The sequence below is a fragment of the Microbacterium sp. zg.Y1084 genome, from assembly GCF_024623595.1.
Lineage (GTDB): Bacteria > Actinomycetota > Actinomycetes > Actinomycetales > Microbacteriaceae > Microbacterium > Microbacterium wangruii.
The window spans coordinates 1-15,409 of the sequence record NZ_JANJGV010000013.1 but is presented as its reverse complement, the minus strand read 5'-3'; the positions used below and the strand labels follow the sequence as shown (position 1 = coordinate 15,409).

At 70.4% G+C, this 15,409-nt stretch carries 15 protein-coding genes; 14 read left to right on the top strand and 1 reads right to left on the bottom strand.

Annotation, left to right across the window (positions count from 1 at the left end):
• The first annotated feature begins 51 nt into the window (after positions 1-51).
• From NQ165_RS14610 to NQ165_RS13980, 11 genes are all read left to right on the top strand, one after another.
• On the top strand, positions 52-531 hold the full coding sequence (locus NQ165_RS14610; RefSeq protein WP_286057795.1) for a type IV pilin protein: 480 nt from the start codon (positions 52-54) through the stop codon (positions 529-531).
• A 191-nt stretch (positions 532-722) separates the two neighbouring features.
• Positions 723-2,045, top strand: a complete 1,323-nt coding sequence (locus NQ165_RS14025; RefSeq protein WP_257533956.1) for a carboxypeptidase regulatory-like domain-containing protein — start codon at positions 723-725, stop codon at positions 2,043-2,045.
• Positions 2,042-2,755: a PilW family protein gene (locus tag NQ165_RS14020; protein ID WP_257533955.1), complete on the top strand. Its 714-nt coding sequence runs from the start codon at positions 2,042-2,044 to the stop codon at positions 2,753-2,755. The genes NQ165_RS14025 and NQ165_RS14020 overlap by 4 nt, the downstream gene beginning before the upstream one ends.
• Positions 2,756-2,760: 5 nt before the next feature.
• A complete protein-coding gene (locus tag NQ165_RS14015; protein ID WP_257533953.1) occupies positions 2,761-4,557 on the top strand; it encodes a hypothetical protein in 1,797 nt (598 codons plus the stop codon).
• The gene (locus NQ165_RS14010) at positions 4,554-5,402 is read left to right on the top strand and encodes an A24 family peptidase (RefSeq protein ID WP_257533951.1); all 849 of its coding nucleotides are present in this window, start codon (positions 4,554-4,556) and stop codon (positions 5,400-5,402) included. Before NQ165_RS14015 ends, NQ165_RS14010 begins: the two co-directional genes overlap by 4 nt.
• Before the next feature lie 19 nt (positions 5,403-5,421).
• A complete protein-coding gene (pilM, locus tag NQ165_RS14005; RefSeq protein ID WP_257533949.1) occupies positions 5,422-6,606 on the top strand; it encodes a type IV pilus assembly protein PilM in 1,185 nt (394 codons plus the stop codon).
• Positions 6,603-7,442, top strand: a complete 840-nt coding sequence (locus NQ165_RS14000) for a hypothetical protein (RefSeq protein ID WP_257533947.1) — start codon at positions 6,603-6,605, stop codon at positions 7,440-7,442. The genes pilM and NQ165_RS14000 overlap by 4 nt, the downstream gene beginning before the upstream one ends.
• Positions 7,443-7,445: 3 nt before the next feature.
• Complete coding sequence (locus tag NQ165_RS13995) at positions 7,446-8,009, top strand: hypothetical protein (protein WP_257533945.1); 564 nt, start codon at positions 7,446-7,448, stop codon at positions 8,007-8,009.
• A gap of 96 nt (positions 8,010-8,105) precedes the next feature.
• Positions 8,106-9,143, top strand: a complete 1,038-nt coding sequence (locus NQ165_RS13990; RefSeq protein ID WP_257533943.1) for a YihY/virulence factor BrkB family protein — start codon at positions 8,106-8,108, stop codon at positions 9,141-9,143.
• Positions 9,140-9,823: an NAD(P)H-hydrate epimerase gene (locus NQ165_RS13985; protein WP_257533941.1), complete on the top strand. Its 684-nt coding sequence runs from the start codon at positions 9,140-9,142 to the stop codon at positions 9,821-9,823. Before NQ165_RS13990 ends, NQ165_RS13985 begins: the two co-directional genes overlap by 4 nt.
• A gap of 136 nt (positions 9,824-9,959) precedes the next feature.
• Complete coding sequence (locus tag NQ165_RS13980) at positions 9,960-12,410, top strand: glycogen/starch/alpha-glucan phosphorylase (RefSeq protein ID WP_306816836.1); 2,451 nt, start codon at positions 9,960-9,962, stop codon at positions 12,408-12,410.
• A gap of 17 nt (positions 12,411-12,427) precedes the next feature.
• Here the strand turns inward: NQ165_RS13980 and NQ165_RS13975 are convergent, their stop codons facing one another.
• Positions 12,428-13,159: a glutamine amidotransferase gene (locus NQ165_RS13975; protein WP_257533940.1), complete on the bottom strand. Its 732-nt coding sequence runs from the start codon at positions 13,157-13,159 to the stop codon at positions 12,428-12,430.
• A 156-nt stretch (positions 13,160-13,315) separates the two neighbouring features.
• Between NQ165_RS13975 and NQ165_RS13970 the strand changes: the two genes are divergently transcribed.
• The 3 genes from NQ165_RS13970 (at position 13,316) to NQ165_RS13960 (ending at position 15,215) form a co-directional block, all read left to right on the top strand.
• Entirely contained in the window at positions 13,316-14,236 is a 921-nt protein-coding gene (locus NQ165_RS13970) for an NAD(P)-dependent oxidoreductase (RefSeq protein WP_257533937.1), read from the top strand.
• A gap of 75 nt (positions 14,237-14,311) precedes the next feature.
• Positions 14,312-14,545 carry a response regulator gene (locus NQ165_RS13965; RefSeq protein WP_257533936.1) on the top strand — a complete coding sequence of 78 codons (234 nt, stop codon included), beginning with the start codon at positions 14,312-14,314 and terminating at the stop codon, positions 14,543-14,545.
• A 4-nt stretch (positions 14,546-14,549) separates the two neighbouring features.
• Complete coding sequence (locus NQ165_RS13960; RefSeq protein ID WP_257533935.1) at positions 14,550-15,215, top strand: CYTH domain-containing protein; 666 nt, start codon at positions 14,550-14,552, stop codon at positions 15,213-15,215.
• The last annotated feature ends 194 nt before the right edge of the window (positions 15,216-15,409 follow it).

Below are 15,409 nucleotides of genomic sequence, written 5' to 3'. Positions count from 1 at the left end.
CCAACGGAGTTGACCGAACCCGATTTCCCCCCAAAGAAGAAGGAATTCAGAATGATCAAGTCTGTGTCGCGGGCGCTCGCGAAAAAGGAGAACGGCGAAAAGGGCTTCACCCTGATCGAGCTTCTCGTCGTCGTCATCATCATCGGCATCCTCGCCGCCGTCGCCATCCCGGTCTTCCTCAACATGCGCGAGGGTGCGTGGCGTTCCTCTGTGGAATCCGACCTGTCGAATGCCGCGCTGGCGATCGAAGCCGCCGTGACCGAGAACAACGGTTCGCTCTCGGGCCTGACGATCCCCAGCTCCGCCGACTTCGCGGGCGCGGACCTCGAGATCACGAAGGGGGCCGGTGGTGCTGTGGTCGGCACCATCACGGTCACCGACGGAAACAAGCTCACGATCACGCCGAACGGCAACGCTTACGTAATCGTCGGCGCGAACGAGAACATCAACAGCGGTAATGACACCCTCAAGTACGACAGCGCCGCGGGCGGACTCGAATCCGACTGGACCCCTGGCGGCTCCGGGGACTAAGGCGTTCAGCACCACCCGAACCGTGGGGGGGGGGGGGGGGGGGGGGCGGGGCCCACCCGTCGCCCGCCGCCCCCCCCGGGGGGGGGGGGGGGCTCGGGTCACAACGGGTTTCAGCACCACCCGACCGGTTGGGCCGGCGGGGTTTCCCGCGCCGCCACAACGTGTCACCAGCGACCGAACGGAGGGAGTGGATGCCCGTGCGCACGCAACAGCCTGACAGCGATGACGGCTTCACTCTCGTCGAGGTCATCGTCGCCATGCTCGTCTTCGGCATCATTCTGACGGGCTTCGTCTACACGATCACGGCCAGCCTCACCGCCACGCGCGACACCCGCACGCGAATCGTCGCCGCGAACCTCGCCTCTCAGCAGATCGACGTGCTGCGTTCCGCCGCCGACGCCTTCGCGGTGACCAATTCCACCCGCGACGTGGAGCTCAACGGCGACACCTTCCATGTGCGCGTGCGCACGCAATGGGTCGCCGCCGGCGGCACCACCGCCAGCTGCGAAGCGGGGGCGGCCGTGGGCTCGCTGGCCTACAAGCACGTGAGCATCGAAGTGACCTGGGACAACATGCGCGAAGGTGCGCAGCCCGTCTACAGCGACACCCACATCACTCCGAAGACGAAGATCAACGACCCCTCGCTCGGCACCGTGCTCGTCGGGGTGCTCGACTCCGCAGGTTCGGGCGTCGCCGGTGCAAAGGTGAGTCTGACGCCCAGCGGCGGCGTCGCCGCGGCCACCACCGACTCCGACGGCTGCGCCTACCTGCTGAAGGTTCCCGCGGGCACGTACACCGTCACTGCCGAGAAGACGGGCTTCATCAGTGAACGGCAGGTCGAAAAGCCCCAGGCATCAGTGCCGGTGACCGCCGGTGGCTCGTCGCGCGTCAGCTTCGCCCTGGAACGGCAGACCCGGTTCGACGTCACCTACGCGCCCGACGCCGCCCCCGGCGTGCGCCTTCCGACCGAGCTGACAACGACGTTCATCTCGACCTACGGCGCCTTCGCCCAGAACCTCACCGGCAACGCCAGAACGAAGGCGCACTCGCTCTACCCCGTTCCCTCGGGCTACAGCGTGCTGGCGGGGGACTACGCCGAAGCCCCCGACAACCCGGGCGCCAGCTGCCTCGCGCCCGACCCCGGTCAGTGGATCGCCGAACCCGGCAAGGTGGGCGTGCGACCCGACCCGGTTGCGGGGGCACCGGGAGGCGCCGTCGCCGCCGCGGTGCCGATGGGCGAGATCCGTATCCCCGCACTGCCCGCCTCCGGCAACAATCTCAAGGCCGTCTACGTCGGCGGGGGCCCCGGCGACCCGGGCTGCGCCGCGGGGATGACCTACCGGTTCGGCAGCGTCGCCGGCGGCTCGGCGACCATAGCGCTGCCCTACGGCACGTGGCAGCTGTTCCGAGGCACTGCCTCGGCCCAGGCGACACCGGTGACCGGCATCACCGTCCTGTCCGGCGGCACCGCCAGCGGCAGCACCGTCGTGCTCGACCCGCGGGGGCCGGGATGACGCGCGCGGCGGGGCGCCGCCGCCGGACCGCCCGCGACGCGCACCGCGCCGACGCCGGCATGACGGTGCTCGAGCTCATCGTCGCGATGGGGGTGTCGAGCATCCTGCTCGCGCTCATCGTGTCGATGTTCGTCACCGCCTCACGGTCGTTCAGCGATCAGCAGGGCGTCGTCGAGAACAGCCGCCTCGCCTCGACGTCGATGAACGAGGTCACCCGCGTGATCCGCGCCGGCACCGAGATTCCGCGGTGGAACAACCCTGACAACGACCCCGTGTTCGTCTACGCGGGAGCGGAGCAGATCATCATGCACTCCTTCATCGACGCCGGCACGGCGCCCGACGCGCCTCCGGTGCGCGTGCAGTTCGCACGAGGCTCCGGCAACGAGCTGATGGAGACGCGCTGGGCCGCCCACCACGTGCACACGACGTACTGGGCGTTCGACACCACCCCCAGCTCGACGCGTCTCATCGCGAGGTCGCTGACGCCGGCGACCGCGAGCACGCCGCTGTTCCGCTACTACGACAAAGACGGCGTCGCCCTCACCCCGCCCGCGGGTGGCAGCCTCACCGTCGCCCAGATCCGCAACGTGGCGAGCGTGCGCGTGACCATGCGTGTGCAGGCGGACGAGAGCGGGCGCGTCGAACCCGTCTCGGTCCAGAACATGGTGGGCCTGCCCAACCTGGGCGTCGCCCGCGTGGACGTGCCCTGATGAGGATGAACGTGAACCGGACAGAGGACCAAGGCGCCGCCATGATCATGGTCGTGGCGGTGGGCGCGGTCGTGGCCATGCTCATGACGCTGCTCGTGACCGTCTCGGTGAACGGCACCAAGCAGGCCAGCACCGATGCCAACTGGAACGCCGCACTGGCCGCCGCGTATGCCGGGGTCGACGAATACCAGAGCCGGCTGTCGGCGGACACCAGCTACTACCGCTACGGCAATCCTGCGTCGAGCTTCAGCAGCACCAGCTCGGTGTCGCTTCCTCCCGCGACCGACCCGAACCTCGCCTTCGGGGTCGGCGCGGGCGGAACGTGGGCGACGCTCGCCGGCAGCGACGACCGGGCGCAGTTCCGCTACGAAGTCGACAACTCGAAGTACCCCACCACGGGCCGCATCCGCATCCGCTCCACCGGCAAGGTGGGGCAGGCGACGCGCACGGTGGTCGCGGACCTCAAGCAGGAGGGGTTCATCGACTTCCTGTACTTCACCGACTACGAGGTGCAGGACCCGGCCCTGGCAGGATCGACGAACGCGAACTGCTTCAGCGACGCGGCCAGGACGAGACTCAAGTACGCCTGGGAGAGCCGCCCCACCTCCGGCTGCAACGACATCTCGTTCGGTGAGTCGGACGAGACCAAGGGACCGGTGCACTCCAACGACACCATCCGTGCCTGCGGCTCGAGGTTCACCGGCACGGTGACCACCGCCAAGCCGACCACGCCGTTCTATCGCAACGTCAACGCCAGCAACGTCGCCTGCGGTGCGGCCGTGTTCACCCTCTCCGGCTACCCCGCGTTCAGCGGCGGCGTGATCGGCATGCCGGCCACCAACGCGCAGCTGAAGAAGGAGACCCGCACCGATCTGCCGATCGAGGTCCCGCGTCCCGGGTGCCTCTACACCGGACCGACCCAGTTCGAGTTCTTCGACAACGGCACCGTCAACATCAAATCGCCCTTCACGAAGTCCACACGCATCGGCAACGCGGCCGCCACCGCCGGCTCGACGCCGCCGGAGTGCGGCATCATCTCGCAGCTGCAGTCGCCCGCCGGCGCCACGATCCCGGTGATCGACAACAACGTGCTTTACGTGCAGAACGTGCCGGCAGTCAGCGGCGACGTGAACCACTGGCCCGCCGCCACCAACCCCGCAGGCTTCACCTGCGTGAGCAGCGGTGATTCGGGCAAGCGCGGCTGGTCGCTGGGCACCGGCGGCAGCCGGTCGGGCTATCCCGCGGACGTCCGCATCTCTGCCATGACGACACACACCGAGGTGGCACCGAGCAGCACCACCTACGGGTGCCGCGCGGGCGACGTGTTCGTCAAGGGCAGGTTCAACGGCGCGGTGACGCTCGCCGCCGAGAACTTCGTGTTCGTCGTGGGGGACCTCACCTACGTCGACAACCAGGACGACATCCTGGGACTCATCGGCAACAACGCCGTCTGGGTGTGGAACCCCCGCCGCAGCAACGGCGACAACATCCTCCCCGACGATCGCACCATCGAGGCGGCGATCCTCTCGGTCGCCCACACCTTCCAGGTGCAGAATTACGACAAGGGCGGAAGGCAGGGCACCCTCACCGTGAAGGGTGCCATCGCGCAGAAGTATCGCGGCCCGGTGGGCACGGGGAACAGCGCGGGGATCGTCACCGGCTACGCCAAGAACTACGTCTACGACACGCGGTTCAAGCTGCAGGCGCCGCCGAAGTTCCTGAGCCCCGTCACCACCACCTACGGGGTCACCTCGTGGATCGAGAGCGCAGCCGTGTGGAACCCGGACGGATCGGCGAGATGACCGTGGACATCCGCGCAGCGGTCGCTCTGCTCGACGGTGAGGCCCTCCCGACGGCGCTCATCCTGCTCGTCGCCGGCGTGCTGGGTGCCCTCATCGGCTCGTTCCTCAACGTCGTCATCTGGCGGGTGCCGCGCGGCGAGAGCATCGTGCGACCCGGCAGCGCCTGCCCGCAGTGCGGGCGAGCCATCGCCTGGTACGACAATCTGCCGGTCGTGTCGTACCTCGTGCTGCGCGGCCGGTGCCGCCACTGCGCGACGCACATCTCCGCGCGTTACCCGCTGGTCGAACTCGGCACGGGTATCGCGTTCGCGATCGTCGTCTGGGGAGCGCTCGTCGGAACGTACCCCGCGGCGATCCTGCCCCTCCTTCTCTACTGGGCGTCCATCGGCATCGCGCTGGCCCTCATCGACCTGGACCACCACCGGCTGCCGAACGTGATCACCCTGCCGGCCTACATCGTCACCGCGGTGCTCGCCGTCGCGGCATCCGTCCTGCTCGGCGAGTACGGAAGGCTGCTGACCGCGGCCGCCGGCTTTGCGCTGCTGGGCGGTTTCTACCTGCTGCTCGCCGTCGCCTACCGCGGGGGCATGGGACTGGGTGACGTCAAGCTCGCCGGCTCGCTGGGATTGCTGCTCGGCTGGCTGGGGTGGCCGCAGCTGGTCGTCGGGGGATTCAGCGCCTTCGTCATCGGCGGCATCGTCGGCGTCGTGCTCATGGTCGCGGGCAGGGCAGGGCGCAAATCCCGCCTTCCGTTCGGGCCGTTCATGCTTCTCGGGTCGTGGGTCGGCGTCTTCGCCGGTCCGGCGATCGCCGGCTTCTATCTCAGTGCGACGGGACTCGCATGACACCCCACGGAGGACACACATGGCAGCAGTAGTCGCGCTCGACCTCAGCAGAGGCGGGCTGCGCGGCGTGCAGATCGACGCGCCCTACAGTGCACGGCCGAAGCTGACCCGCTTCGCCGCGGTCGAGGTGCCCGAGGGAACGGTCTTCGACGGCGAGATCATCGACCAGCAGCGCGCCGTGAAGGCGATCAAGGAGCTGTGGAAGGTCGGCGGCTTCACGACCAAGAAGGTCGTGTTCGGCGTCAGCAACCGCAAGGTCGTGGTGCGCGAGGTGACGCTCCCGACCCTCACCGGGCCGCGCCGCGCGGCGGGTCTGCGGTTCGCCGTGGAGGGGCAGATCCCCATCGATCTGGACGACGCGATCCTCGACTTCCTGCCCATGCGCGACCACCACGGTGACGACGGCCCCCACCAGGAGGGTCTGCTCGTGGCGACGGTGCGCAGCAGCCTGGAGTCCACCGTCAACGCCATCGAGCGCTCCGGCCGGTATGTCGACGCGATCGACTTCGCCGGGTTCTCGCTGCTGCGCCTGCTGCCGGGACCGCTGCGCGGCATCCACGCCCTCGTCAACGTCGGCGCGTCGTGCACGACGGTGATCATCGCCGCGGCCGCCAGCCCGCAGTTCGTGCGCATCGTGCCCAGCGGGGGCGACGACATCACGCGCAGCATGGAGCGTGCGCTCGGGGTCAGCTTCGCCGAGGCCGAGCAGGACAAGATCGCCCGTGGGCTGCAGGGCGGCGCGACGGCACCGCGCGACATCGAGGCCGAGACCGTGCTGCGCGAGAACGTCGCCAACATCATCGACAGCATCCGCAACACCCTCAACTTCTGGGTCAACGCGCATCCCGATCACCCGGTCGCGAGCGTCGTGCTCACCGGCGGCGGCAGTCGGCTGACAGGCCTCGCCCCCGTGCTGACGAGGGCGCTGGGCGTTCCGACCACCTACGGCGACCCGTTCGCGGGGTTCACCGTCTCATCCAAGCTGCGCGATTCCGGCCTGTACGACTGGGGGCTCGAGCTCGCGGCGCCGTTGGGTGTCGCGGTCGGTGCGAAGACCAGCACGCACGTCGAGGACAAGGCCGCGGCGAAGGCACGCAAGAGGGCCGAGGCATCCGCGAGGGGCACGCGTCCCGCCGCCACCGGCCCGCGCAGCGCAGCAGCGCAGGGCAAGGCGAAGGCCAAGACGAAAGGGGCGCACAAGTGACCGCCGAGGTGAGGGAGCGCCGCGAGCGGCGCCAGTCGGAGCCGCCGATCACGTGGCCGACCGGCTCCACCCTTTCGGTGGCGCGCGTCGACCTGCTGCCACCCATCGTCGAAGTCCGGCGCCGGCAGGGGAGAACGGTCCGACTGCTGTCCCTGGGACTCATCGCTCTGCTCGTCGTCGTCGTCATGGCTGCTGTCGCCGTGTCGCTGCTGGCCACCACCGCCGAGGGGCACCTCGCCGCGGAGCGCAACCGGACGCAGCTGCTGCTCATCGAGCAGGCCAAGTACACCGATCTGGCCACGGTGAAATCGCAGCTCGCCGATCACGAGCTCGCTGAGGTCGTCACCCTCTACGCCGAGGCGGACTGGTTCCGGCTCATGACAGAGCTCGACACCGCCCTGCCCGAGGACTTCGCCCTCACGGCGGAGTCGATCACGGTCAAGGGCGTGAGCGCCGACACGCGGGGGGGCGCCGGCGGCACGGGACTGGACGCGCAGGGTGTCATCGAGATCACCTTCACCGCCACCGCCGCCCGCTTCGACTCGCCCACCCCGCTGCTCAACGCGCTGCGCGGGCTCACCGGGTACGTCAGCGCGACCGTCGACGCCGTCTCGGCGACGGGCGAGGCAGGGTACGTCGTCACCGGGGTGATCCAGCTCGGGGCCGATGCGCTCGGCGGAACCGCGCGGGCGGAGGCACTCGACCCCGAGGTCATCGCGGCGCTGCAGCTCGCGCTCGAAGCGGTGGCGACCGGAGCCGCGCTGGAGGCGGCCGACGCCGCAGCCGAAGCGGACGACGTCAGCGACCTCACCGACGCCACAGAAGCGGGGGAGTGACCGATGGACAAGCACAGGCTCAGCCTCATCGTCATCGGCGTGTTCGCCGTCGCCATCGTCTTGGGCGGGTGGTTCCTCGGCGTGCAGCCCCAGCTCGATCGCATGACGCGCGCGGACGCGCAGACCACCTCGATCCGGCAGACCAACGACGTGCAGGAGCAGCGCAACCGCGCGCTGGCCGTGGACAACGACAACCTCGACACGTACAAAGCAGAGCTCGCCGCACGGCAGGAGCGGATTCCCGCTGCGCGCGCCCAGCAGGAGCTGATCAACCAGATCGACGCCGCTGCCGCTGCGGCAGGCGTCGGCATCCGGTCGCTGACGTTCGAGCCGGCGGTGAGCTTCGCCGGACCCGAGGGCGTGGGTCTGGACGCTCCCACCGGCGGCTTCATCGGCGTACCGCTCATTCTCACCGCCGAAGGCCCGCGGCCCGACCTGGAGAGGTTCGCCGCGAACCTGCAGGGCTCGACGCGCGTCATCACGATCGGCGGCAGCGACTACCGGGGAGGCGAGCAGAGCTCGCTGACGATCACCGGCGTGACCTGGGTGCTGATGCCCACGTCGTGACCCAGGCTGGGGTGGGCGGCGACCCGAACGCGGCCCACCCCTCGAACTCCTGTCAAGGTCCGCGTCCCGGTCCCACCCGCCCGATACCCTGGCGCGATGAACCTGCCGCGCGTCATCGCCTGGGCCCTCTCCATCAAGCCGGTGCGCGCGCTGCTGCTCTACCTCGAGCACCGTGGTCCGGTCCTCGCCGACAGCGTCACGTACCGCACCCTGTTCAGCGTCTTCGCCGGCGTGCTGCTCGGCTTCTCGGTGGCCGGCCTCTGGCTGGCGGGCAACCCCGCCGCCTTCGACGCGCTGATCGACGCCGTGGACAGCGTCATCCCCGGCATCGTCGGGGACGGAGGCATCATCGAGGACCCGCGGTCCGTCGCCGTGCCGGTGAGCTTCACCGTCACCGGCATCCTCTCCTTCGTCGGACTGATCGGTGCGGCCATCGGTGCGGTGGGCACGCTGCGCGCGGCGATCCGCATGATCGCCGACCGGGTCACCGAGGACCTCATGATCGTGTGGGTGCTGCTGCGCAACCTCGCCCTGGCGATCGGCATCGGGCTCGGCCTGGTCGCCGCCGCGGCCATCACGTTCCTCGGCACCACCGGGCTCGCGATCGTCGCCGACTGGTTCGGCGTCTCCTCGTCGTCGGCGCTGCTGGAGATCGGCGGTCGCGCGCTCACGATCGTCGTCGTCTTCGTCCTCGACACCGCCATCGTCGCCGCGTCCTTCCGCGTGCTTTCGGGTCTGCGTGCCTCCGCCAGGGCGCTGTGGAGCGGCGCCGTGGTGGGTGGAATCGGACTGACGGTGCTGCAGGTGCTGTCGGGACTGTTCGTCGGCGGGGCATCCGCCAACCCCCTGCTGGCGACGTTCGCCTCCCTCATCGCGCTGCTGCTGTGGTTCAACCTGTCGGCCCAGGTGATCCTCATCGCCAGCGCCTACATCGTCACCGGGGTGGAGGAGGAGGCCGACCGGGTGCGCGCTCGCTACGGGGCGCAGACGTTCGCGCAGCGGCGGGTGCGCCGCGCCGAGAACGCCGTCGTCGTCGCGTCCGGCGAACTCGACGCCGCCCGCGACGCCGAGGCGGAAGAGCGCCGCGCGGCGCAGGAGAAAGCCGAGAAGGCCAGCGAGAAGGTGGACGCATGACCCGCGTACGCGCCTACACCGCCGCACAGGTGCGGGCTGCCGAAGCGCCGCTGCTCGCCGCCGGGGAGCCGCTGATGGACCGAGCCGCCGCCGCCCTGGCCGCGGTGCTGCGGGCGGAGCTTCCCCCGGTGGGGCGGGTGCTCGTCGTCGCCGGCCGCGGGGACAACGGCGGCGATGCGCTGCTGGCCGGCGCGACGCTGGCGAGCGCGGGAGTGCACGTCGACGTGCTGCTGACGGCGGATGCCGCGCATCCGCGGGGCCTGGCCGCCGCGCGGGATGCCGGCGCGCGCGTGGTGAGCCTCGACGAAGCGGTGGCCGGGCCGGACTACGCCCTCATCGTGGACGGGATCGTGGGCATCGGCTCGTCCGCCGACCCCACCCTGCGTGGCGGAGCGCGAGAGGCGGTGGCGCGGCTGCTGCCTGCGGTGCGCGCCGGCCGCTCCCGCGTGGTCGCGGTCGACATCCCCAGCGGCGTTCAGCCCGACGACGGCACCGTCGGCGACGACGTCGTGCTGCCCGCAGCGGTGACCGTCACGTTCGGCGCCGTCAAGGCCGGACTCGTCTGCGCGGAGGGCGCGCGACGGGCGGGACGCATCGTGCTGGTCGACCTGGGGCTGCGCCTCCCCGAGGACGAAGCGGTCGCGACCGGCGACGTGGACCTCTTCGACGGCGCTCGCTGACACGGCCACCCGTGCCCTTCGGGTGGCGCAGAGGGCACCGTGGTGCGCGCACGCCTCCGGGATGGGTAGCGTCGTACCTGTGACAGAACAGTCCGAGACCCAGATTCCCGCCCACCCGCTCGGGGCGACGCACCCCCTGGCACTGGAGCCCGTGACGCCGCCGGAACCCACGGTCGACGGCTTCGTGCAGGAGTTCCTGCAGAACCTGAACCTCGAACGAGGGGTCACGCTGTCGGCATCCACCGTCAACGACCGCTACGTCGCCCTGGCCACCACCGTGCGGGACTACCTCGTCGCCCGCTGGCTGGAGGACCGCCGCGCGCAGCGCGAGACGCGGGCCAAGACGGTCTGCTACCTCTCGGCCGAGTACCTGCTCGGGCGCCAGCTCGACAACAATCTGCTCGCCGCCGACCTGACCGGCATCGCCACCGAGGCGATGGCGGCCTGCGGCGTCGACATCGACGAGCTCCGCGCCGTGGAGGTCGAGCCGGGCCTCGGCAACGGGGGACTGGGGCGCCTCGCCGCCTGCTTCATCGACTCGCTCGCCACGATGGGCGTGCCCAACGTCGGCTACGGCATCCGGTACGAGTACGGCATCTTCCGTCAGACGTTCGTCGATGGACAGCAGGTCGAGCAGCCCGACGCGTGGCTCGCTCTCGGCTCGCCGTGGGAGTTCCCGCACCCCGAGGCAGCTCAGACCGTCTCGTTCGGCGGTCACACCGAGACCTACGACGACGGCGGGCAGACGCGCACGCGCTGGATCCCCGACTGGAGCGTGCGGGCGGTGCCGTACAACTACATGGTCCCCGGCTACCGCAACGGGCGCGTGAACACCCTGCGGCTGTGGTCCGCTCAGGCGACGGATGCCTTCGACCTGCGCATCTTCAACGCCGGAGACTACGAAGAGGCCGTGCGCGCGCAGACCTACGCCGAGAACATCTCCAAGGTGCTCTACCCCGAGGACTCCACGCCCCAGGGCAAGCAGCTGCGCCTGCAGCAGCAGTACTTCTTCGTCGCGGCATCCATCGCCGATGTGATGCACGACATGGGTGACGCCGACCTGCGCACGCTGCCCGACCGCGTCGCCTTCCAGCTCAACGACACCCACCCCGTCATCGCCGTGCCCGAACTCATGCGGGTGCTCGTGGACGAGCGGGGCATGCACTGGGATGCCGCGTGGGAGATCGCCCGCCAGTGCTTCGGGTACACCTGCCACACGCTCATGCCCGAGGCGCTCGAGACCTGGCCGGTGGACCTGTTGGGCCGGCTGCTGCCGCGCCACCTGGAGATCATCTTCCGCATCAACGCCGACTTCCTCGCGGAGGTGCGGGAGGCCTACCCGAACGACGAGATGCGCGTGCGCGACATGTCGATCATCGCGGAGTTCCCCGAGCGGTCGGTGCGCATGGCGTACCTCGCGACCGTCGCCGCGTCGAAGGTCAACGGTGTGGCCGAGCTGCACTCGCAGCTGCTGCGCGAGACCGTGCTGCACGACTTCGACGAGTTCTTCCCCGGCAAGTTCACCAACGTCACCAACGGGGTGACGCCCCGCCGCTTCCTGCGGCTGGCCAACCCCGAGCTGTCGGCGCTGATCACCGCCGCGATCGGCGACGGCTGGGAGACCGACCTGGAGCGGCTGCGCGAGCTCGAGCCCTACGCCGACGACCCCGCCTTCCGAGACGCCTTCGCCGACGTCAAGGCGCGCAATAAGCGCCGTCTCGACGAGGTGCTGCGCGCCCGCGACGGGCTCGAGGTGCGCGAGGGCCACCTGCTCGATGTGATGGTCAAGCGCCTGCACGAATACAAGCGCCAGACCCTCAAGCTGCTGCACGTGGTGACCCTCTACGAGGGCATCGTGTCGGGACGGCTCGCTGCGTCCGACGTGCAGCCTCGCACGGTGATCTTCGGCGCGAAGGCGGCGCCGGGATACGGCATGGCCAAGCGCATCATCCACCTCATCAACGCAGTCGGTTCGGTCGTCAACACCGACCCCCGCGTCGAGGGGCGCCTGCAGGTGCTGTTCCCCCCGAACTACAACGTCACCCTCGCCGAGCGGGTGATCCCCGCCGCCGACCTGTCCGAGCAGATCTCGCTCGCGGGCAAGGAGGCGTCGGGTACCGGGAACATGAAGTTCGCCCTCAACGGCGCGCTCACCATCGGCACCGATGACGGCGCGAACATCGAGATCCGCGAACTCGTCGGCGACGAGAACTTCTTCCTGTTCGGCATGCGCGAGCCCGAGGTCGAGGCGCTGGCTGTCGCCGGCTACCGGCCGAGCGAGTTCTACCAGGCCGACGACGACCTGCGTCGTGCCATCGACCTCATCGCCTCGGGGGCGTTCTCCGGCGGAGACGCTTCGGTGTTCGAGCCGATCGTGTCGAACCTGCTCTACGACGACCGGTTCATGGTGCTGGCGGACTACCGCTCCTACCTCGACGCGCAGGCGCGGGTGGATGCCGCCTACGCCGACCGCGACGCGTGGACCCGTTCGGCGATCCTCAACGTCGCACGCACCGGGTACTTCTCGTCCGACCGCTCCATGCGGGAGTATCTCGACCGCATCTGGCACGCCTCGCCGGTGGCCTGAGCCGCCGGCGGCGCGGCTCAGCGGGCGTAGCGCTCGACGAACGTGCGCAGGATGCTGCCGGTGTGGGTGACCGGCAGCCTCCTGACCGCGTCGAGGGTCAGGTCGAGCTCGTCGGGAGCGAAGTACCCGTGCCGGGCGTAGGCGCGGATGCGCGTGGAGATGCCCTCCACGTCGCATTCGGGGTGGAACTGGGTCGCATACACATTCCGTCCGACGCGGAACATCTGCACGGGGCACGCCGTCGACGTCGCCAGCAGCGTCGCCGACGGGGGGAGCCGGGTGATGGCCTCCTTGTGGCCGACGAACGCCGCGAACGCGTCGGGCAGGCCGGCCAGCAGCGGGTCGGCGGCACCCTCGGGCGTGCGCTGCACCTCGATCACGCTGATCGGCTCGCCGTAGGTGCGGTCGATCACCGCGCCCTGATGGGCGCCGAGCGTGCCGACCCCGTAGCAGGCGCCGAGGAACGGGAAGTCGCGCGCCACCACCTCGTCGAGCAGCCCTGCGACCTCCGTCTCGGCGCGGCGCTGCACGGCGGACTTCTTCTCCGGCGGATCGGAGGCGTTGAACGGTCCGCCGCCGACGAAGATGCCGGAGTAGGCATCGAGGTCCACGTGGCCCAAGGACTCCGCTTCGAGGCGTCGGCGCTCGAGATCGCGCTCGTCCAGCCCGGTGTAGCGCAGGAACAGCGCGTACTCCTCGTCGGCGGGCACGTCTTCGGCGCGGGTCGCCAACAGCAGGAAGGGCTTCATCGGCACGAGTCTATTCCGCCGTGCACCGCCGCCCGAACGGTGCCGACGCCGCTGCCGGAGCGGTCGATGCTCGATCGGGCGCGCGGCGCGCCCTAGGGTGGCTGGTGTCGGTCGCACACCCCGCGGCCGCGACGACGACGTCGCAGGGAGAACCCCATGTCCACCATCGCCTTCATCGGTCTCGGCCACATGGGTGCGCCCATGGCCGCCCACCTCGTCTCCGCCGGTCACACGGTGCGCGGCGCCGACCCATCACCCGCCGCGCGGGACGCGGCTGCCGCACGCGGCATCGACGTCGTCGACGGCCTCGCCGCTGCGCTGGCAGGGGCGGATGCCTGCTTCACCTCGCTTCCCGGCCCCGACCAGGTGCGCGCCGTGTACGGGGGAGAGGGCGGCATCTTCGCGCACGCGGCATCCACCACGCTGCTGCTGGACACCTCGACGGTCGACGTCGGCACATCGCAGTGGTGCCACGACGAGGCGACCGCACGCGGACTCGCGTTCGTGGACAGCCCGATCTCGGGCGGGACGGCGGGAGCGGAAGGCGGCACGCTGTCGTTCCTGCTCGGCGGCCGCCCCGACCACGTCGAGCGCGCGCGCGGGATCGTCGACCCGATGGCGCGCACGGTGATCGCGTGCGGCGAGGCCACCAGCGGCATCGCCGCCAAGCTCGCGAACAACATGATGCTGTTCATCAGCGTGCTGGCGATGTCGGAGGGGTCGCAGCTCGCCCAGCGGCTCGGCCTGGATCCGCACGTGTTCTGGCAGGTGGTGGATGCCTCGTCCGGCCAGTCCTGGGCGCAGCGCACCTGGTACCCCGTGCCGGGCGTCGTGCCGACCGCAGCCGCGAACCACGACTTCGATGCGACGTTCTCCGTCGACCTGGCGCGCAAGGATGCCGCGCTGGCGGTGGCAGCGGGGGAGGCCACCGGTGTGCACCTGCCTGCGGCGCAGCTCGCGCTGGCGCAGCTCGAGCAGCTCGCCGCGGAAGGGCTGGGCGGCAAGGACTGCACGCTCATGGCGCGCTTCGCCTCGCCCGACGGCACGCTGCAGGGCTGGGAGGGCGCTCGCGCCTAGCATTTCCGACCTCGCCGGGCAACGACGCGGAGCACCCGGGCACCCGGGTCTAGGGTCGGATCAGGAGGTCACATCATGGCTATTGCACGTATGCACGGAGGTCCGCTCGACGGACAGATGCTTCCCCTCGACGACCCCGACATGGACCGGCTGATCCTGCCCTACAGCGAGACGCAGGTCGTCTACGAACGGGAGGGCGCACCGGAGAACACCGGCGACGACGACGGCCCGACCGAGGCGGTCTTCCGTTATGTCGAGTCGCAGGACGACATCGACCCCGACCCCGACGACCACCCTGACCTGCCGTAACCGCATGGAGGACAGCGCCGACCGCGCCGCAGCCGCCGAGCCGCAGCGCTCGCTGGAAGTGGAGCGCAAATACGACGTCGACGACGCGACGGTCGTGCCCGATTGGACGGCACTGCCCGGAGTCGCGGGCGTCGGTGAGGCCGAGCACCGACGACTCGACGCCCGCTACCTCGACACCGCGGAGGGACATCTCGCCCGGTCGGGCGTCGCGGTGCGGCGTCGCTCCGGCGGTCCCGACGCCGGCTGGCACATCAAGATCTCCACGCCCGAGGGCAAGCACGAGTGGGCGTGGCCCCTCGGCGCCGAGCCTGCGGCCGACGTGAGCGATCTGCCGGTTCCCGAACCGGTGGTCGCCGCGCTGGCACAGTGGGCGTCGCCGCCCTTCGCCGCGCTCGCGCGGATTCGCAACGAGCGTCACGCCTACGCGTTGCGTGACGCCGAGGGTGCGCTGGTGGCGGAGTTCGTCGACGATCACGTCACCGCCCGCGATGAACGCCGCGGCACCGAGGCGTCGTGGCGCGAGTGGGAGCTGGAGCTCGGCCCCGCCGCGCCCGCCGATGCGGAGGGGCGGGCGGCGCTGTTCGCCGCCGCCGACGCCCTGGTGTCCGCCGCGGGCGGGCGTCCCGCGGCATCCGACTCAAAGCTGGGCCGCGCCCTCACCGGTCCTTGAGCGCCGCCCCCTGGTCGTTGAGCGAGCGCAGCGAGACGAAACGCGCGCTTCTTCCGGCGTTTCGTCTCGGTCGCTCCGCTCCCTCGCTCAACGACCCGCGCCGTCCTGCCGGTCGTTGAGCGAGCGGAGCGAGACGAAACGCGCGCCGTCCTCCCGGTCGTTGAGCGAGCGGAGCGAGACGAAACGCGCTCCCT